This window comes from Methanothermobacter sp. THM-1 (assembly GCF_009914355.1).
In the GTDB taxonomy this organism is placed as follows: domain Archaea; phylum Methanobacteriota; class Methanobacteria; order Methanobacteriales; family Methanothermobacteraceae; genus Methanothermobacter; species Methanothermobacter wolfei.
Window position 1 is genome coordinate 377501 of record NZ_CP044013.1, and the last position, 19173, is coordinate 396673.

The 19173-nt window shown below is 47.0% G+C and carries 19 protein-coding genes and 1 pseudogene (1 of these 20 running past the window's edge); 13 read left to right on the forward strand and 7 right to left on the reverse strand.

Going from position 1 to position 19173, the window contains the following annotated elements; translation table 11 throughout:
- On the reverse strand, positions 1-829 hold the 5' portion of the coding sequence (gntC, locus tag FZP57_RS02015) for a guanitoxin biosynthesis PLP-dependent (S)-gamma-hydroxy-L-arginine cyclodehydratase GntC (RefSeq protein ID WP_145924508.1). The gene continues 287 nt to the left of window position 1, outside the view; the window shows 829 of its 1116 coding nt (coding positions 1-829); the start codon lies at positions 827-829; its stop codon lies beyond the left edge, outside the window.
- A 94-nt stretch (positions 830-923) separates the two neighbouring features.
- On the reverse strand, positions 924-2474 hold the full coding sequence (locus FZP57_RS02020) for a radical SAM protein (protein WP_191216380.1): 1551 nt from the start codon (positions 2472-2474) through the stop codon (positions 924-926).
- Positions 2475-2675: 201 nt separating this feature from the next.
- Here FZP57_RS02020 and FZP57_RS02025 point away from each other — a divergent pair, with 201 nt between their 5' ends.
- From FZP57_RS02025 to FZP57_RS02040, 4 genes and pseudogenes are all read left to right on the forward strand, one after another.
- Positions 2676-3170, forward strand: coding sequence for a phosphopantetheine adenylyltransferase (locus FZP57_RS02025; protein ID WP_074358541.1), 495 nt, complete (start codon positions 2676-2678; stop codon positions 3168-3170).
- A gap of 7 nt (positions 3171-3177) precedes the next feature.
- Positions 3178-3710, forward strand: a pseudogene (yjjX, locus tag FZP57_RS02030) (inosine/xanthosine triphosphatase).
- Between the two features lie 16 nt (positions 3711-3726).
- The gene (locus FZP57_RS02035) at positions 3727-5838 is read left to right on the forward strand and encodes an STT3 domain-containing protein (RefSeq protein WP_191216381.1); all 2112 of its coding nucleotides are present in this window, start codon (positions 3727-3729) and stop codon (positions 5836-5838) included.
- Complete coding sequence (locus FZP57_RS02040; RefSeq protein WP_084531145.1) at positions 5838-7907, forward strand: STT3 domain-containing protein; 2070 nt, start codon at positions 5838-5840, stop codon at positions 7905-7907. Before FZP57_RS02035 ends, FZP57_RS02040 begins: the two co-directional genes overlap by 1 nt.
- A 312-nt stretch (positions 7908-8219) precedes the next feature.
- On the opposite strand, the gene FZP57_RS02045 is transcribed toward FZP57_RS02040, so the two are convergent.
- Together FZP57_RS02045 and FZP57_RS02050 are read right to left on the reverse strand one after the other, a co-directional pair.
- On the reverse strand, positions 8220-8393 hold the full coding sequence (locus tag FZP57_RS02045) for a class III signal peptide-containing protein (RefSeq protein ID WP_084531147.1): 174 nt from the start codon (positions 8391-8393) through the stop codon (positions 8220-8222).
- Between the two features lie 25 nt (positions 8394-8418).
- Positions 8419-8601 carry a Flp family type IVb pilin gene (locus FZP57_RS02050; protein ID WP_191216382.1) on the reverse strand — a complete coding sequence of 61 codons (183 nt, stop codon included), beginning with the start codon at positions 8599-8601 and terminating at the stop codon, positions 8419-8421.
- 155 nt (positions 8602-8756) lie between these two features.
- Here FZP57_RS02050 and FZP57_RS02055 point away from each other — a divergent pair, with 155 nt between their 5' ends.
- Positions 8757-9305: a hypothetical protein gene (locus FZP57_RS02055; protein ID WP_191216383.1), complete on the forward strand. Its 549-nt coding sequence runs from the start codon at positions 8757-8759 to the stop codon at positions 9303-9305.
- A 27-nt stretch (positions 9306-9332) separates the two neighbouring features.
- Here FZP57_RS02055 and FZP57_RS02060 read toward each other — a convergent pair whose 3' ends face one another.
- A complete protein-coding gene (locus FZP57_RS02060) occupies positions 9333-9512 on the reverse strand; it encodes a class III signal peptide-containing protein (RefSeq protein ID WP_074358547.1) in 180 nt (59 codons plus the stop codon).
- Positions 9513-9707: 195 nt separating this feature from the next.
- Here FZP57_RS02060 and FZP57_RS02065 point away from each other — a divergent pair, with 195 nt between their 5' ends.
- The 5 genes from FZP57_RS02065 to FZP57_RS02085 are packed head-to-tail and all read left to right on the forward strand — an operon-like array spanning position 9708 to position 13001.
- A complete protein-coding gene (locus tag FZP57_RS02065) occupies positions 9708-11006 on the forward strand; it encodes a hypothetical protein (protein ID WP_074358548.1) in 1299 nt (432 codons plus the stop codon).
- Positions 11006-11701: a metal-dependent hydrolase gene (locus tag FZP57_RS02070; protein WP_191216384.1), complete on the forward strand. Its 696-nt coding sequence runs from the start codon at positions 11006-11008 to the stop codon at positions 11699-11701. The genes FZP57_RS02065 and FZP57_RS02070 overlap by 1 nt, the downstream gene beginning before the upstream one ends.
- Before the next feature lie 27 nt (positions 11702-11728).
- Positions 11729-12349: an Era-like GTP-binding protein gene (locus FZP57_RS02075; protein ID WP_074358550.1), complete on the forward strand. Its 621-nt coding sequence runs from the start codon at positions 11729-11731 to the stop codon at positions 12347-12349.
- Between the two features lie 9 nt (positions 12350-12358).
- Complete coding sequence (locus FZP57_RS02080) at positions 12359-12727, forward strand: DUF2073 domain-containing protein (protein WP_074358551.1); 369 nt, start codon at positions 12359-12361, stop codon at positions 12725-12727.
- Positions 12711-13001 carry a Zn-ribbon domain-containing protein gene (locus tag FZP57_RS02085; RefSeq protein ID WP_191216385.1) on the forward strand — a complete coding sequence of 97 codons (291 nt, stop codon included), beginning with the start codon at positions 12711-12713 and terminating at the stop codon, positions 12999-13001. Before FZP57_RS02080 ends, FZP57_RS02085 begins: the two co-directional genes overlap by 17 nt.
- 113 nt (positions 13002-13114) lie before the next feature.
- On the opposite strand, the gene rqcH is transcribed toward FZP57_RS02085, so the two are convergent.
- A complete protein-coding gene (gene rqcH, locus FZP57_RS02090) occupies positions 13115-15070 on the reverse strand; it encodes a ribosome rescue protein RqcH (RefSeq protein ID WP_191216386.1) in 1956 nt (651 codons plus the stop codon).
- A gap of 132 nt (positions 15071-15202) precedes the next feature.
- On the opposite strand from rqcH, the gene FZP57_RS02095 reads away from it, so the two are divergent.
- The gene (locus FZP57_RS02095) at positions 15203-15493 is read left to right on the forward strand and encodes a DUF5379 family protein (protein ID WP_074358554.1); all 291 of its coding nucleotides are present in this window, start codon (positions 15203-15205) and stop codon (positions 15491-15493) included.
- 148 nt (positions 15494-15641) lie between these two features.
- Here FZP57_RS02095 and FZP57_RS02100 read toward each other — a convergent pair whose 3' ends face one another.
- Positions 15642-17459 carry a DUF2070 family protein gene (locus FZP57_RS02100; RefSeq protein ID WP_074358555.1) on the reverse strand — a complete coding sequence of 606 codons (1818 nt, stop codon included), beginning with the start codon at positions 17457-17459 and terminating at the stop codon, positions 15642-15644.
- A 101-nt stretch (positions 17460-17560) separates the two neighbouring features.
- On the opposite strand from FZP57_RS02100, the gene FZP57_RS02105 reads away from it, so the two are divergent.
- Both FZP57_RS02105 and FZP57_RS02110 read left to right on the forward strand, forming a co-directional pair.
- Complete coding sequence (locus tag FZP57_RS02105) at positions 17561-18154, forward strand: FumA C-terminus/TtdB family hydratase beta subunit (protein WP_074358556.1); 594 nt, start codon at positions 17561-17563, stop codon at positions 18152-18154.
- 71 nt (positions 18155-18225) lie between these two features.
- Positions 18226-19005, forward strand: coding sequence for a DUF6282 family protein (locus tag FZP57_RS02110; RefSeq protein ID WP_191216387.1), 780 nt, complete (start codon positions 18226-18228; stop codon positions 19003-19005).
- The last annotated feature ends 168 nt before the right edge of the window (positions 19006-19173 follow it).

Sequence of the window (19173 nt, forward strand, 5' to 3'; positions counted from 1 at the left end):
AGTCCTGGGGTCCCCTGAGGGCTGCAAGGGCAGCTACCTGGGAGAGTGAAGGTGCGCAGGCAGTACTGTACTGGTGCACCTTAAGGAGTTCCTCAATGATATCCTCCCTGCCGGCAACATAACCCACCCTGAGGCCTGTCATGGCGTATGTCTTGGAAAAACCATTTATTACAAGGGCGTTATCCGTGAATCTGGCAGGACTGTAATGTTTCCCATCATATATTATCTTCTCATATATCTCATCGGATATTATTATGAGGTCACGGTCCTCTGCTATCTCAGCAATACCCCTGACATCATCCTTCTCCATGACGCTTCCGGTGGGATTTGAGGGGGAATTCATGATTATTGCAGCTGTATCCTCGGTTATAAGTGCCTCAACGGTTTCGGGCTTCATGGCAAAGCCGTCCTCCATGCTGAGGGGTACCGGTATCCCGCGTCCCCCTGCAAGCCTCACACAGGCTTCATAGGAAAGAAATCCGGGGTCGGGTATGAGGACACTGCCACCCGTCTCAACAAGTGCCTGCGTGCACATGAATATTGCTTCACTGGCACCCACGGTCACTATTATTGAATCAGGGTCGGCTTTAATCCTGTTTTCAGCTTTAAGTTTCTCTGCTATGGCCTCCCTCAGCTCCTCCAGCCCCATGTTGGAGGTGTAATGGGTGAATCCCTCGTCAAGGGCGTCCTTCACAGCCCTGCTGACGTGTTCAGGCACACTGAAGTCAGGCTCACCTATACCAAGGTTGATGGTGTCCTCGCCTGCAACTTTAAACATCTTCCTGATCTCTGAAAGTCTTATATCCCTTACTCTTGATGCAAACTCCATGATCTCAACCCTTAACTGCTCTTAAATCTCGCAGGATCCCCTGAATTATGATTATAATGCTTCCTTTAAATCAGAACAGAACTGGGAATTTATACTACCCCCGGCACCCTTTCCTCATGCATCCATGGCATCCTGATTCATCACACCAATCTGTTAGTATGCCCCTTTTCATTTTTATGTATTCCTCCATAAGGAAATCTTCCCTGAAACCAAGGTCTATATTATTCCAGGGTAGCCTGTCCCCGGGCCGCCATCCGGGTGTGTGACGCTCCCATTCCCTGAATGGCACCCGTGAGGAGGCAGCCATCTCCAGCAGCTTCCCCACATCAGGGCCACCACAGGAGAGCACGTACTGTATGAGGCCATTCCTGGGGCCTGCGAATTTAACCGGAAGCCCCTTAAGTAGATTTCTCATGAATCTTATCTTCTTTTTCAGGGTCTTCGAATCATAGCCTTCCCACTGCATGGGTGTGTGTGGCTTTGGTATGAGTGGATTCACGCTGAAGCTCACAGCACCCCTTCTCATGTCTGAGAGCTTCTTCATGAAGGATGCCAGTTCCCTGAGGTCCTCTGATGTTTCACCCGGGACCCCTATCAGGAAGTACATTTTAACCCTCAAGCCCATCTCAAGGGCCATGCCTGTTTTTTCAAGGACCATTGAATCCTCAATGGGCTTGTTGAGACTTCTTCTTATCTTCATGGTGGACTCGGGGGCCACAGTCACCGTCCTCAGACCACCACCTGCAAGTGTATCCAGGAGGGTTTCTGTAAGGGATTCTATCCTCAGGGATGGCATCGAGACCATGAACCCCATATCTGTGAGTTCACTGCAGAGTTCCTCTATGCGGGAGTAGTCGGATGCAGCCGCACCTATAAGGGATATTCTATCATATCCTGTGGCCCTCCTGCCTTCTGCAGCGATTTCAAGGAGCCTTTCAAGGGATGTTTCACGTTTTGGCCTGTAAAGGTAACCTGACATGCAGAACCTGCACCCCCTTGAGCATCCCCTTGACACTCCAAGAAGGAATGATCTTCCAAGGGAGGGTGTAAGGGATTTTTCGGTTGTTTCAGTGACAATCTGCCTTACAGGGTGACAGGCCCTGTCCATGTCCTCAACGATAACCCTCTCTGCAGGGTTATCAGGCACATAAACCCCCCTTATATCCATGAATTCCTCTATATCACTTCGGGGGTCATCCAGCTCAATGCAGAGGTCAGCAACCTGGTCAAGGACAGGTTCAGCCTCGCCTATTATGAAGAGGTCTATGAAATCCGATACCGGCAGGGGATTGGATGTTATGCAGGGACCGCCTGCAATCACCAGGGGCCCTGAACGTTCATCCTTCCGCACGCCGAGACCCCCATCCTTCAGCATCTGGAGGACCCGCAGGTAGTCCTCCTCATAGTGTATGGTGAAGCTCAGCAGGTCAAAGTCCCTGAGAGGACTGCCGGATTCAAAACTCCTCGGGTAGGGGTGTATGACCCTCTCACACCACACGTCCTCCCTTGAGTTGAGAAGGTGGTAGATTATATGGTAACCCAGCGAGGACATGGCAGTCCTGTAGGGCCCAGGGTAACATGATGCAACCCTCAGGTCAATGTTCCGCGGGTTTTTTATGACTGTGTTGTACTCCCTAAGCTGCATAACTAATATATTGTAGCTCCTGCTCTTTATCTATATCCCTACGGTAAGGGTTGAGGGGTTTAAGCAGGCCTCTCTTCATGCTGGTTGCAAATTCTATATGATGGGAGGTTTTTAATCTCATGGAGGTACTCAGGGGGGGGTAGTGCGCAATCTATATAATTAATCGCGCATAATTTAAAGTATCGACCTGAAGATGATAGGATGAAGAGGAAAAGATACTCGCTGGTAGCTGTTGGCGGCACATTCGACAGGTTTCACAGGGGCCACAGGAGACTCCTTGATGAGGCATTCCGGGTGGGAGAAACCGTTATGATTGGGGTGACCTCTGATGAGTTCGCTTCACGTAAGGGTGAGGATATTGAGCCATGCAGGAGCCGGATGAAGAACCTTGAGGAGTACCTCTCAAAGAAGGATTCTCATTACAGGATAATGAGACTGGACGACCCCTACGGGACAACGGTAACCGATGAAAGGTTCGATGCCATAGTTGTCAGCAGGGAAACAGAGCCGGTGGCCCATGAGATAAACAGGATAAGGAGGGAGAGGGGCTTCAGGGAGATGGATGTCGTAGTCATTGACATGGTCCCTGCAGATGATGGGATCCCCATATCATCCACAAGGATACGTAGGGGTGAGATAGACAGGATGGGCCATCTCATCAGGAGGATAAGGGGTGCACTTAAAAGAAAAAGGTGATTTGAAGATGTCCACGAGGGTTAATGTCGGATCAAAAAATCCTGTGAAGATCAGAGCCACAGAGAACGTCCTTGGAAGAATACTCGGGAGTGTCCATGTAAGGGGTGTTGAGGTTGACTCAGGGGTCCCTGACCAGCCCGTGGGGATGGAGCTCACAATCAGGGGAGCCGTCAACAGGGCAAAGAATGCATTCATGGACTGTGACCTCAGTGTAGGGATTGAATCAGGGCTTCACAGGGCCCCTGAAACAATAACAGGATTCATTGACCTCCAGTGGTGTGCCATCTATGACGGATCCAGGATAACCATTGGTGTCAGTGCGGGCTTTGAGTACCCCCCTCCGTTATAAGGGATGTGCTGGCTGGCAGGGAGGTTGGTGAGGTCATGGATGAACTCACGGGTGTTGATGAGTTGGGTAAAAAGAGGGGTGCTGTCAGTTTTCTGTCACATGGGCTCTTGGACAGGACTGGTAATACGGAGCAGTGCGTCCTGATGGCTATGATACCTAGGATGAACCCATCACTTTACGGTATTGACTGAATCAGGAGACGGTAGTTTGGATGAGCGTCTTAGGATTTTTAGCATCGTTCTTATCATATTTTTAACGGGTTTCCTTTTCAGGGTCGAGACATCAAAGCTCCACGACCTCAGTGTCGATGAGAAGGCCTATCTTACAGATGAGCATGGACTCCCCTACATGTATGAACTTGACTCCTACTACAATTACCGTGTAAGCAGGAACTATTTGATGAACGGTCACCTTGGGGATTCATTGAGGGATGGTGTCCCATGGGACTCCTACTCATACTACCCCCCGGGAAGACCCGCCAGTTATCCTCCAGTCATTGCGTGGGTTTCCACAAGGGTTTACCGGGTGCTCAGCATATTCATGGATATAAGTTTCTATGAGACCTGTTTCTGGTTACCGGCCGTCATCGCACCCTTTGCAGGAATAGCAATGTTCTTTTTACTCAGGAAGTATTCAGGGGATCTTGCAGGATTCATCGGAGGTGTTATGACAGTAACAGCTCCGCTTTACTTTTCAAGGACCCTCCCCGGGTTCTTTGACACGGATATGTTTAACATCCTGATACCTGTAATGATTGTATTTTTCCTTACAGAGGCCGTTGAGGCCGAGGATAGGAAGAGGAGTTTGTTCTGCATTGTTCTGAGTTCCCTTTTAATTCTTTTGTTCTCACTGTCATGGAGGGGCTGGCCATACATCCTCTACATCATTGCAGTTTCTTGCATACTTTATCTTTCATGGAGGGCCATTGGAGGTAAAGACTGGTCATTTCCTGCTATTATGTTTTCAGTGCTTTTCCTGCTATCCATAACATTTTGTGGGCTTCTGAACGCGTGGAGTGATGTCATTCACATCATTAACCCCCTGAACATAATGAATTCAACTTCAGCCACTGGAGGATGGCCTGATGTATACCTATCTGTCTCTGAACTTAGCAGACCATCCTTTGAGATATTTGTATCCGCTGCAGGACCCCTTAATCTCGGATTCGGGGTTCTGGGGTTGATAATGATAACATCGGTTATGCTCAGACCCCCAATGAGGGATAAACACCTTGGAGGGTTTAATGTCTTCATTTTTATCTTTTCAATTTTGTGGATGGCCGTGAGTTTACTGGCTTATTATTCAAGCGTCAGATTCAGCATTCTTGCAATCCCTCCCTTAACATTTATTTCAGGAGTATTCCTTGGACTGGTCTTCTCCTATATGGGTGAGGTTGAGTCCTGGATGTCTCTCATGGGACATGGGGCAGGAACCATTATGGTGGCCATCATATCATTACTTGTTCTTTCAGTCTCCGTGGTGCAGGCATCTGAGATCACGATGAAACCCTTCATAAATGATGACTATGAATCTGCTGCAGCATGGATACATGATGAAACACCCCCTGAAACCGTAATTGTGACTGACTGGAGTTATAGACACTATTTTACTGCAGCCTCAGGGAGGCCTGTATTATTTGACGGGGGCTCTCAGAACACTAAAAGGGCCTACTGGATCTTCAAGGCATTCGCCACCGATAATGAAACACTGTCCCTGGGCATACTTACAATGCTGACGGCATCAGGGGACAGGGCCATCGATCTCCTTGAAAATTACACTGGAAACACTGCAGATACGGCAGAGATACTTAACGGTATACTCTGTGTGGACCGGGAGACTGCAGCAGGGTTACTCACTGATGAATATGGTATGGGCCATGAATTCACGGATGAGCTGCTCTCAGCCACCTACGCTGAGAGAAGACCCTTCATAATCCTCACAACTGAAGGTATGAAGTATGCAGGTTACTGGTACTTCTATTTTGGGGACTGGAACTTCACCTCAAAGAACACCATACCCGTTTATCATGTGGAAACCGTTGACGTGTCACAGATCGATCGTTCACTGAAAAGGGGATTATGGGATGGTAAGAGGCCCCACAGTTTTATTATAAGCGATGATAGGGGGATTGAGACCATCAGCGTGGATAACAGTAGCAAGTTCTCCGTAATATTTCTTCCTGCTGAAGGGAAAGCGTTCATCATTGACAGCTCATTCAATGATTCCCTGTTTGTAAAACTTGTTTTACTTGGAGAGGAGACAGAACACTTCAGGAAGATCTACCAGAAGGGTGATGTAACCGTGTGGGGTGTCAGGTGATGTTGAGGGGATCCAGGGGGACCTTCATCCTCATCATGATCATATTCTTCACTGGAGTTTTCCTAAGGATGGCCAACGCTGATCTTACAGACCCTGCATACTTGGATAGTGAGGGCCTCCAGTACTTCCAGGAGAGTGACTCCTACTACAACTATCGCCTGACATGTAATGTGCTCATGAGGGGTCATCCGGGTGATGCCATCATCAATGGACTTGAATGGGATCTCCATTCATATTACCCTCCAGGTGTCCCCCTTGATTACCCCCCGGCACTACCCTTCGTAACGGTCTTCATTTATCACATGGTTGACCTATTCGCATCAATTAGTCTGAGGAGTATCTGCATGGTTCTCCCCGCACTGATAGCTCCAGCTGCAGGGATCCTTGTCTTTCTGCTCGTCAGAAGGTCTCAGGACTGGCTACCAGCATTTCTTGCAGGGATACTGATGGTATCAGCACCCCTGTACCTTTTAAGAACCAATTATGGTTTCTATGATACTGACATGTTCAATCTCATCTTTCCACTCGCATTTCTGCTTGTACTTGCTGAAGCTGACTCTGTGAAGGTGGAAAGACACAGGATTATCCTTTCATCAATCGCAGGTTTTATAATGTTCACCTACTCCATTTCATGGAGCGGATGGCAGATAATATTTTACATGACATTCATAACCTTCTTTATCATGTTAATACACATGAAATCTACTGACATGGGAAAAGTCCTTCGAACCTTTCTACCAGCATTCGCGGTTCTATTCATGTTTCTCATAATATTCAATCGTCTGGAATTCCTCAAGTTCATCACAGCACCCTTTCATCTCTCTGATCTTGCAGGAAACACCGATGTCTGGTATCCTTTCCCTGATTCATACCTGAATGTGGCTGAACTTCAGAGGACATCCCCTGAGGACACGCTAATAGTCTTATCCCCTGTTTTGATCTTGATGGGGTTTTCAGGGTTCATTTTAATGAATTTAAGGTCACGTTCTGCAGGGTGGTCACGTCTTATGCAGATATTCATCTCGGTATGGACAGTTTCATTTATTTTACTTTCACTTACGGGTGGAAGGTTCCTGATGTTTTCGGTGCCTCCAATGTCTGTCCTTGCTGGTTTATTCATGGGCATATTCCTGGATTATACTGGGAGTTACAGTAGGGGTTGGATCAGACCGTTATTCTCAATCATACTCATTTTAACAGTATTCACTCAAGTAGCAGCATCATACATGATCATTGATAATCTGAAACCGGGATATGATGATTGCTTTGAGGATTCAGCCCGCTGGATCGCTGAGAACACATCCCCTGATGCTGTCATAATAACAGACTGGAGTTACGGTCATTTCTATGCATCCGAGGCCGGAAGACCAGTCCTATATGATGGGAGGCTGGCCTACATTGAAACCCTGCCTGCAAGGGAATTATGGTATGATGACTCCCTAAATCCGGAGATTCCGTCAACAGCCAGGGACTACTGGGTGAACCTTGCCCTGGGAACCAGCAACCCGAAGCTCTCGACAAACATATTCAGGATGCTTGGAAATTCAGGTGATGACGCATACCTCACCCTTGAAAACTATACCGGGGACAGGGATCTTTCGTTCAGGATACTGAAGAGGATCCTTGCACTTGACAGGGAAGAGGCTCGTGGAGTGTTAATTAAGGATTATGGGTTCTCAGAGACTGAAGCATCCAGCATCCTCAATAAAAGCCATCCGGTCAGTTCACGGGAGATAATCGTGGTTGTGCCCTGGAAGATGATTGGAATCGCATCAGGCATGTTCAAGGCAATTTATTATCCATCAGAATCCAGTCCAGTGTTCTGCAGATTTAATGGAACGTTAAATAATGAGATTTATTCTGTCATTGAGTTTGATCCTGATGACGGAGTCACTGAGCGGATACTGAATGCATCCGGAAATCTATCAGTGGTGAGCATTCACGGTAGAGAATATCTTATGGACAGGAATTATACTGATTCAGTGATCTTGAAGCTCTTGATGGGTGAAAAAGAGGATGGCTTCATCCCGTGTTATAGAAACAGATTTATAAATGTTTATAGGGTTTAAAGTTTGTTAGTCGTGGAGTCACGGGCGGTGTTGATTACTTCGCTGATGTTTCCTGCTATTATGGATGCGGTATGTCTTCTTCTGAAGGATTATAGGAGTGATAGGTGAAATTATTTGCCATAAGCCATGATAAGAGGTTAATTAAATAATAACCTAATAGGGCCATCTAATTATATGGCCATCATGAACTTTGATGGGGTGAAAATGAGAGAATATTTTATATAATATGGCTGTTACGATCACACCAGAGAAGGACAGTTTCATAAAAAAAGAAGGTTTTTGTATTACTGGAACATTTTATGTTTATAGAGTTTAGAGTTTGTTAATCGTGGAGTCACGGGCGGTGTTGATTACTTCGCTGATGTTTCCTGCTATTGATCCGGAAATGCTGAAAATGTAGGAGCCCACGGCTATGACTATTACTAGGATGGCTCCTACTATGAGTATCATTTCAGCGCTTATCTGTGCCTCTTCCTCGATTAACAATTCAACCTACTCTTTTTAAGTTCAGTCAGACCTGGGCTTCTGTGACGTTGGTTCTTACTTCGTCTATGTCCTTTGCTGCGTCCAGGTTTGATTTGCTGAAGTATGCTTTGTAGATCACTAGTGCTGCTATGGCTATTACGATCACACCACCGAAAAGCAGTATGTATTCAGCTGCTCCCTGTCCAGCTTCATCTTTTAAGAACTTCATACATTTACACCTCCCATTATAACATGCTGTGTTTATTCTTTATGAGGGCACCCACATATAAAGTTAATGGACACCTTCCCTGGACATGATATCCTCTTCACAACCATATGAACATATTTAAGTACTGTTGTTCATAATGTCACAAAGGGATGAGTATGCCGCGGAAGTACAACATTGATAGGGTGATACTTGAGATCCTTCAGGATGGGGATCTCAGCAGATCTGAAATAGGGAATAAAATAAGGTCAGAGCACGGGTTTAATGTAACCGATAAAACAGTGAATGAGGCGATATTCAAGCTCCTTAAGAACAACAGAATAACCGTTACCGGGTATGACCTCAGCATATATGATGGTGTTGAAAGGGTCCAGTCACTTAAACCTGACGGCATAGTTTTCGGTATCGTGCAGAGGGACCCAATTGAGATGAACATCCTAATAAGGAAACTTGAGTCTGAAAATCTCCATGAATCTGAATCAGCCCTTAAAAGACTTAAAAAGATATTCATGGCAAAGACTGCTGAGATGGGTGTTGATGCTGAGGGGATATTCAGGATGATAATAAATGAAATACTCTCCCTTGAACCTGACCAGAGAAGAGTGATCACACAGAAACTTGCGGTGGCCCTGAGTGATGATGAAGAAGCAGCAGAACAGCTGAAGCACCTCATCACCTACTTTGAGATCAGGGCGGGGACACTGTAACTCAAATTTTTTCTTTTGTTCTAGGACCTACAACGTAGAGTTTACATTACTTCTTACGGTTTCCATGTCTGCTGCCACGTTCAGGGGATTTGTACTTTTTATGTAATTCGTATAGATCATGAGGGTTGCTATCGCTATTACAATTACACCACCAAATAGAAGTATATACTCCGCGGCTCCCTGGCCTCTTTCATCAGATATTATCATTGAAATCGCTCCACAAAATTATGATCATTAATTATGATAAATTCAAAGATTATATATTTTCTGGTTTCATGGAAGGGGACTCTTCTTCTGCAGCTGTGAGTAACTCCTCCGCAATAAATCAAAACATTTTATAAAGGGAAGCAGAAATAAATAATTAAAACCAGTTAGTAGTACCCTGGGAGCGGGAGGCATTCAATGATATACTTGTTAATCACATTCGCAGGAATTGTTATGATATTTGCAGGTCTTTACTTCATGTCCCTTGGTTTTGCCACACCACCTGATATCTTCATGTTCATGCTTGGTCTCCTTCTCTTTGTCCCGGGACTTATAATAACACTCCTCTTCGCAGGAAAAATCGATCTTGAATCCATAACTAAGGCATCAAAAGCCAGGACTTCCAGGGATAAAAAATCAAAGGCTACTGTAAGACCAGCAAGAAGGATGAAAAGGCTTCCAGAAGAAGTTAAACCTAAACAGACTTTCAAAACAGAGAAAAGCTTCAGGCAGATAAAAAAACCTCTTCCTGAGACAAAGGATGAATCTGCTGGTGTTTCTTCTGGTGGGGTTAGGTCTGTTTCCGGGGTTGAAGGAGAGTCTGCAGATGCATCGGCTGAGAAGGAACCTGGAAGAGGGGTTACCTCAAGGGTTAAGGTGCCTGAACCTGCAACTCCAGAACCTTCATCCAGAAAAATGGAAATAACACCTTCCCGGGTATCACCCCGGAAGAAGGAACCTGAAGTCCCACTAAAAGAAGCAGTGAAAGAAACTGCACCCAGAAGACCATCTCAAACCAGGAAAAAACTCTTCAAACTACCAAAACTGGGAAGAAAGAAGACTCCTGAGTCAAAGGAAAAACCCAAACCCGCTAAGAGTAAGGTTGCTCCTCAGAGAACTGCAAAGACCCTTAAAACTCCACCCGCAGATAACAGCTATGTCACTGAAAGATTGAAGAAACTTAAACAGGAATACATTGAGAACGTGGATGATGTTGAGGACCTCCTCGAGGACCGCCTTGATTCATTCAAGGGCGCAATAAACAGGATAAGGGCTGAGACAAGTGAACCCAGCATAATATGGTCATTTGATGCATCGGATGTTCAGGATGCAATGAAGGAGACAATAAACAGTGCAGAGGAGAAGGTAATGCTCATGTATCCATGGATAAAGAATATAGATGTTTCTGTTCTAAAAAAATTCATGGATACAGACAGTCGCCTCATAATCCAGGAGGCCAGCCTTGATGATGAGGCATCGGTTGAACTTATAAAGGTTCTCCTTGACAACAATGTCAGGATAAGGACAATGCCTCATATACACACCGTTGCAGCTGTTTCAGATGATAAGAACGGCCTCATAATCTCCACGGACCCAATATATGAGAGCTTTGAAGTGGGAGTTATCTACAAGGACAAGAAATCAATTTCAGAGATAAAGAAACTCTTTGAAGAGGCATGGAACCTTTCAGATGAAATCAACCTGGAGGGGACTTAATGAGGATAAAATGGTTTGGACACTCAGCCTTTGAGATAGAATCCGGTGACACGAGGATACTTATAGACCCGTTCATAAGCAACAACCCTGTCTGTAGCACGGCAGTTGAGGAGTTTGAACCTGACGTGATCTGTGTAACCCACGGACATGCAGATCACCTTGGAGATGCAATGGAGATCGCTGATAGGAGCGGCGCACTTTTAATAGCAAACCATGAACTCTCAGTATTCTTCTCAAGGCAGGGCCTTGAAAGCAACGGAATGAACATCGGCGGCACAGTAAACCTTGACGACATCAGGATAAGGATGGTTGATGCTAAGCACTCCTCGGATATAGATTTTACAGAGGAGGTGACCTCAGGGGGTAGTGCCTGTGGATTCATCATTGAGACAGGAAAGGGGAGAAGCATATACCATGCAGGAGACACAGGGCTCTTCATTGATATGAGGGATGTTATCGGTGAGATATACCGGCCTGACATTGCACTTCTCCCCATCGGTGACAGGTACACCATGGGGCCGGAGGATGCGGCCATTGCAGCTTCCTGGTTAAGGCCCGAGAAGGTGCTCCCCATGCACTACAACACATTCCCTGTTATTGAACAGGACCCGCAGATATTCGCTGAACTGGTGAAGAGGTCCTCCCCGGGCACGGAGGTTGTTGTGCTTGAGGTCGGAGGCATCTATGAGGAATAACATTGAAAGCAGGTAAGAAGTGGTAGGATGGCGAACTTTTTCACAAATTTTCTGGACAAACTCCTTGGAAGGAACAGAAAGGTTAAGATAGGGCTCTATGGACACCCAAACTCAGGTAAAACAACCCTTGCAAACAGGATGTGCGAGGACTGGCTTGGAAAGCCCCTTGGCCTTACATCAGAGATACCCCATGAGACAAGAACAGTCTACAGGAAGGAGAAGGTCACCATAAAGAAGGATGGGGCGGAGCTGGACTTTGACATCATCGACACACCAGGTATAGCGACCAAGGTGGACTACAAGAACTTCCTGGAATTTGGATTATCCGAGCAGGAGGCCAAGGAAAGGGCTAAGGAGGCTACAAAGGGTATAATAGAGGCAATAAAATGGCTTGACGATGTCACCGGTGTTCTCCTTGTCATGGACTCAACAGAGGACCCCCTTACCCAGGCAAACATAACCATAATAGGTAACCTTGAGGCAAGGAAGATACCATTCATCATAGTCGCCAACAAGATAGACCTTCCAGATTCATCGGCTGAACGGATAATATCGGTGTTCCCGCAGCACACGGTTGTCCCTATCTCAGCCCTTCATGGGGAAAAAACAGACGAGCTTTACAGGGAAATGGTTAAAAAATTCAGGTAGGGGGTTAAAATGGATGGCTTAAAAATGGATTTCCTTTCATCAAAGGCTCTTGAAGATAAAAGCAGCATGGAAAAGATTTCACTCATCATAGATCGTGTGAAGGACGGGGACATACTTGTACTCGAGGGCAGCCTTTCACCATCGGAGGAGGCGGAGCTGATAGAGACAACAATGAGGGAAATTGATGTCGATAACTTTGTAGGTATAGACATATACACCCTTGAGAAGGATGAAAAGGCCTTCCTCGGCCTCTCAAAAAGGAGGACTGTTGGCCTCACCATAATCGGACCTGCAAACGTTATGAGGACTGTTAAGAAGAAGTCAAACTTCCTTTCAATGATTGCAGAGATTGGTGATTCCGGTGCATCAGTGCATTAACTGCGGTGCAACGTTCAGGTCTTCAGATGAACTGGCAGATGGCTGCCCTAACTGTGGGAGCAGATACTTCAGGTACATTGCAGAGAAGAAGGATGAGGTCCGAACTTCCGGTGAGGCTATTGAAACCATAATGGTTAAAAAGAAAGGTATCTATGAGGTTAACCTCACATCCCTCCTTGAGGATGACTCCATCATAGTCTCAGATGAGGAGGGCAAGTACTTCATAGACCTCAACTTTTTACTTAAAAAAAACCTTAAAAGGAAGGTTAAGTGATACCTTATCCTCGAATGCCTGGATTAAACCTTGGAGATTTTCAACCTTAAGGAGGTTAACTGATACCCTAACCAGGGGGAGAGTTTAAGGGACTTCAGTAATCCTGAGGGACATCACTGAACTATATCCCCTTTACCCGGCGGAAGGACCCTTATAAAGTCCTCTAGGGTTAAAATGTTTTCTTTATCAATTCTTGACTTTATCTCCCTTGCAAGGGCTTCTTTCTTTGTATAACCTGGCTTTATAACCACGTAGTTATCTGTTCTCTTCTCAACCGCTGACTGGGGACCGCTCATGAGTCTTTCTCCATCATAGTCCACGATGCCGACGGCTATCTTGAGGGGGACGCCCCTTATATAATTCCTTGAACCGCGTATTATGAAGGCTCCCCTGGCAACGAATTCCCCGGATTTTGGTGTCTTTGACACCTGCTCAGGATGGACCCAGTAGACGTCAAGGGAACTGAATCCGCGGGTCCATGCACTTGAGAATGATGCAGCGAATACCGCAGCCTCCTGTATGGTTGTCTCGGGGATCTCCTTTCCCTGGCTCTTGATGATGACAGATGGCGCTCCATGTATGTCAGAGTGGAGGTATATGTCCCTGGGTTCCATGTGTCTCTTAACAACAATCTCGTTGGTCCCGGCGTCCCGGCCTCCTAGGACAAGGAAACCGTCTGAGGAGAGGAACCATCTGAACTTTTCAAACCACTTCATTTCCCTTTTAACCCTCTTCCTTGGGACCGTAATGTTCCTCAGCGCCTCGTCCTTCCGTCTGGTGATCTTCTCTATTTCCTTTTCTGTCCTTTCTATGGCCATCAGGACCCCTTCTATCTTTTTCCGGGCCTTCTTTGCCTTTTCATAGTAGACCTCTGCATTTTCGGGGATGCTAAGTTTTGAGTCAATCTGTATCCTTTCACCCTCAATCTCAAGGGTTATCCTCCCCATGGGGTCAATTTCAATTATATCTTGGGCCTCAGGGAGCCCCCTTTTCCGGGCGTCGGCTATTATCTTCCTTATTTCCTTCCATGAGTACCTTTCACGGGCATCCCTTATGCTGTCCAGTATCTCCTGGATCCTCTGATAATTGGCGTAGATGAGTTCCCCCTTCCTTGTTGATGTTTCAATTGTTTTCCTGAACTTTTCAAGGGTTTCTTTCTGTATTCTGAGCCTCTTTTCAAATCTGCCAACCTCCTTTGCCCACCGCTCTTCATGGATCCTTTTTATCTCCTCCCTGAATACTGAGCTGAAGAATTCATCTGCAGCATCATTAAAACTTTCAAAGTATTCCCTTGGCCTTTTTTTGTATATTCTGAGTTCAATGGGGAGCACGTCTTCTTCCCCGTCTTTGATGATGTGGGGTTTGAGGTCCAGGCTTTCAAGTGGACTGAATGTTTCCCTTATTGCTTCATGGATCCTTTGAATATCCTCGGAGGACAGGTCACTGGCTGGAGTCTCCTTATCGAGGCCTGTTCTCAGCACTATCTCCTCGGCATAGAGACCCCCGAAGCCGCTCCTTGCAAGGGTTCTTATAAGGTCAGTATCTGAATTTTTCAGGATCTCTGTGAGCTCATGGAGTTCATATTTCAGGGGGTTCAAGCCCCTTGATGGGGGGTAGGCGTATTTTTCATGGGAGGCTATCCTCCTGTCACTCCAGGTTTTCCTTTTAAGGGGGAGGATTATTTCACCCTCTTGGTTGAGGAGTATGATGTTTCCCTTTGAGAATAGTTCAACAACCAGGGTGTACTCCTGGTCCCTTTCAACCTTTATCTCAACTATCCTGTCAAATCCATGCTGCCTGACGGACCTTACTATACCTCCCTTGAGGTATTTCCGGAGGAGCATTGGAAATGATGGCGGGGTCCGGGGGTTCTCCGGGGGGTAGCGCGTCCTGTGAATCCTTACACCTGCCTGCATAACAATATCAACCCTTCCCTCCCCTGGTACATGGAACCTGACTATCACCGTATCCTTAAGGGGCTGGTAGGCCTTATCGACCCTGGCGCCGGTGAGGAGCTCATTGAGTTCATTGGTGACCGCGAATACATCAACGTTTGACATTGTCTTCATTTCCAACACCTCTCCTAGAATCAGCAATTTATAAGCTTAAATATAATATGGTACAAATGGCTAATTAATATCTTGTGCTGTCCTCAGTTTATGATGAATTATCGGGGCAGATTAAACCATGGAGGTTTCAATATGGATGCTGATGCTAAGATGACTGCAATTCACGTTCCTGCAGGTATAATCGCGGCTGTGGCTTCATTTTATGTTTCAAACGGTTCAATACCTACCTTAGGCGAAAATCAGGCGATGGGAACATTTTTAGGTCTTGTGATCCTTCTGATCACAGGAAACATTGCTGAGAGAATAATTGGAAAGGAGGAAGCCGGAGGATTCAAGGGGTGGCTCTGGAGTGGCATAGTCCCATTTCTCTTTATATGGTTTGTCGTATGGGCCATGCTGATAACCTCGGTGACCATAACTTAGTCTTTTTTATTTTTTTCCTGCAGTAAGTCTGTGCTGATAACCTCGGTGACCATAACTTAGTTTTTTATTCCACCCAATCCTGTATGCTTATTTCAGGACAGGAAAAAATCTTTTTTCAGGTTTTCAGAAGGCTTGCTGCTGATCAGATTCATGCCCAGTAGAAGATCCATACGAGGACAAATATGATGGCAAGTACGAATATCAGTGGAGCTATCACCCGGCTCACCGCGACTATTGAGCTTATGGTCGAGACAAGCTCTGTTGAATTTGTAGGGCCAAGAGTGTTCAGGCCGTTTATCCTGACAACCCTGCAACCTGCCATGGCATCCTCAAGGTCATCCAGGGCCTCCTCAACAGCAAGGGATATCTCCCCTATAATCTCCTCCCTTTTTCTCCTACCAACAGGGTTGTGGCCACCTGCCAGCGTGTTCACAAAGTGGGTGTCAGTTGTCATAACCTCCACATCACTGACTCCAAGCCCCTTCACCGCGGATATGATCTCATCACGAAACCCCATCACCATATTGTTGGAGTCAAGGAGCACGTAGGCGGTTCTCTGCGGACCCGCTTCAACCACCAGGACCTTGACACCGCTCCTGCCAACACCATCCTCCTTTGAAAGCCCATCCATTGGCCTGTGGGCGCACCCCACCCTCAGGGAGTACCTTTCGGGGGGGCATTCAATTGACTCAACAGCGTCAAGGAAGTCAAAGACCTCTGGGTTCCCAGGGAGTATGCGGCCTGATTCGCCCCTGAAGGAGTTATGGCAGTCAATCATAACCACGTTCCGTGACCCGCACCGGCTCCTTGCAAGGTTCATCATTGAAAGCCCCACCCCGAATTCTATATCATCAAAACCCTCTGGGGCCATGGTTGCAAGGAGCAGAAGGTCCTCTCCAAAGAACTGGAAACCCACGGTGGCATGGTTCTTCACCGAACGCCTGAACTCACTCACCTCATCAGTATACTCCATGTCTTTAAGGGCGCCTTTAACGGCATTTTCAACCTTCACCAGTTCCCTTGAAGATACAGGGTTGAAGTCATGGGTTGAGGGTCCATGGGCAACCATGGTGAATACACCGAACCTCTCTCCAAGGATGGTTGGCATGTTAGCCCCGCCGATGGTCCCGATGGGTCCAGGGTGCACCGAGGGGCTTATGAGGAGGGCCTTTAATCCCGAAGCTGTTTTAAAGGACACAACACCTGCAAGGGTGTCCACGGGTTCACCTATCTCAGTGAAGATTCCCTCAAGTTCCGGTGAGTCCTCGGTTATATGTGAGAGGAAGAGGCTCAGGAATTCCAGCGAACCAACCCCCAGGTTCCTCCTCATGGGGGACTCTACAACCATTACAAAGGAGTAGATTGCAAGGATGAGTATCGCCGAGGCTATGATTATCTTCAGCAGGAATCCGATGACACTGAAGTAGCCAATATTCGTGGTTAAACTGAGAAAGGCCACAACTATGTTCATGCTTACGATGAGTAACGGCTGAACCGAGGACACCAGGGTTGAATTCATGAAGCTTATGTTTGATGTGCCCCAGATGACCAGGAGGCGGAATGCGAATATAACCGCGGAGCCAAGTATTATTGAGTCAAGTATGAGGTCACTCTTCACCAGGGATGAAATGATGCACCCTGCAAGGTAGATTAGGGAGAATATCATCATTGAGAAGAATGCAAGGAACATGGACTGCTTCATCTTCATCCTTCTGCCGCCAAGGGAGTTCACCCAGGGCTGTGTGATGGCACCGGCCATTATTGAACTGAAGCCCAGCACAAGGACACCGTTGGCACCACCATAGAGTATGTCATGGAGGGCGCTGGTCCCGGGCACAAGGTCAATGAGAAAACCAAGGGAACCAACAATGAAACTTATAAAAATCATTGAGAGGAGCGACACCCTGGTTTCAGGGAGTGTCATGATGTACTTTGAGAGATCCGTAACATTCTTCATACTTGACATGTTCTACCTCTATCATGATTCTGGGTATCCTGGAAAATTTAATTAGAGATGCTCACTATTAATTTATTCAGGATCATTTATACGTTATGGAGATGTTTCTCATGGAGCTTAAACTTGAAACACCACTTGCAGATGAGACAGCCCAACTCAAAGCAGGGGATGTTGTTTACATCACAGGAAAGATATTCACAGCACGTGACAGAGCCCATAAAAGGATAATCGAGAGGGGTGCGCCCTTCGATATTGAGGGATCCGTGATATTCCATGCGGGCCCCATCATAAGGTTTGAGGGTGAAATAGAAAACCCTGAAGGGACCATAGAGAAGCCCCCTGCCAGGATGGTTGTTGTGGGTCCAACCACAAGCAGCAGGATGAACCCATTCCAGGCGGAGGTTATAGGGATGGGTGTGAAGGCGGTTATAGGTAAGGGGGGGATGGATGAAGATACAAGAAGGGCCCTCATGAAGCACGGGGCCGTCTACCTTGCAGCGGTTGGTGGATGCGCAGCCCTTTACGGTGCCGCGGTTAAGGGGATAGAGGCTGTTCACTGGCTTGACCTGGGAGTCCCCGAGGCCATATGGGAACTTGAGGTGGAGGACTTTGGACCCCTGGTGGTTGCAATGGACTCAAGGGGGAGGAGCCTTTACAGTGATACAGTCAGCGAACCTGATCTTGAAGTCCAGAAGATACTTTAGGAAGCCAAGAACCATCAAAAATCCTTCACTGAAGTCTTAACCATCATGTGCACTGTTCGGGACGTGGATCCATGTTTGATTTCGAATCTTCTTTCCATATTAAACTGGATGGCCTTGTGGACACCCACATCCACACAGCCCCCGATGTAAGGGAGAGGCTTCTGAATGACCTTGACCTTGCATCGGCAGCCCTCAGGGAGGGCATGGAGGCTGTTGTGATCAAGAGCCATGTTGAGTCAACTGCAGGAAGGGCCAGGCTGGCATCGGAGGCAACCGGTATGAGGGTTCTTGGCGGTGTCACCCTCAATGATTCTGTGGGGGGACTGAACCCTGATGCGGTAAGGGCAGCGGCCCGGATGGGGGGCAGGTTTGTCTGGCTCCCAACGGTTTCAGCCGGAAACGTGACAGGGGACCTCCATGAGATAATGGGAATAATAGGGGAACATGACATGGTCCTGGGGACAGGACACCTCAAACCGGATGAGATATTCCATGTACTTGACATTGCAGCAGAGTACCGTATCAGGAAGGTTATAGTCAATCATCCCCTCACCGGAGTGGTTGGAGCCAGCCTTGAGGAGCAGAAGGAGATGTCAGGAAGGGCCTACCTTGAGCACTGCCTTGTCGCCTGCATGCCACGGCATGATGGACTCGACTTCCGGAGGATTACTGAAGCCGTGAGGTATGTTGGACCGGAGAGGTGCATCCTAGCCACTGACTTTGGACAGAGACACAACCCATCACCCATGGATGGTCTGAAGCAATTCATACACCTCATGAGGATGGAGGGGTTCAGGGATGAGGATATTATCAGGATGTGCAGGGACAACCCCCTGGAACTGATATCCTGAGGCACTGTCCTGATGGGAGCATCCGATACATATTAAATGGCGGATGAGGCAGTGGATGGTCGCCCCATTTCTTTTCAGGTCTTTGAAATCCTCCCAGCGGTCTTCATCAGGGCATGGAACGATACATCCCTGATGGTTTATCTGATGCCTCCAAGGCATGCAAAAATT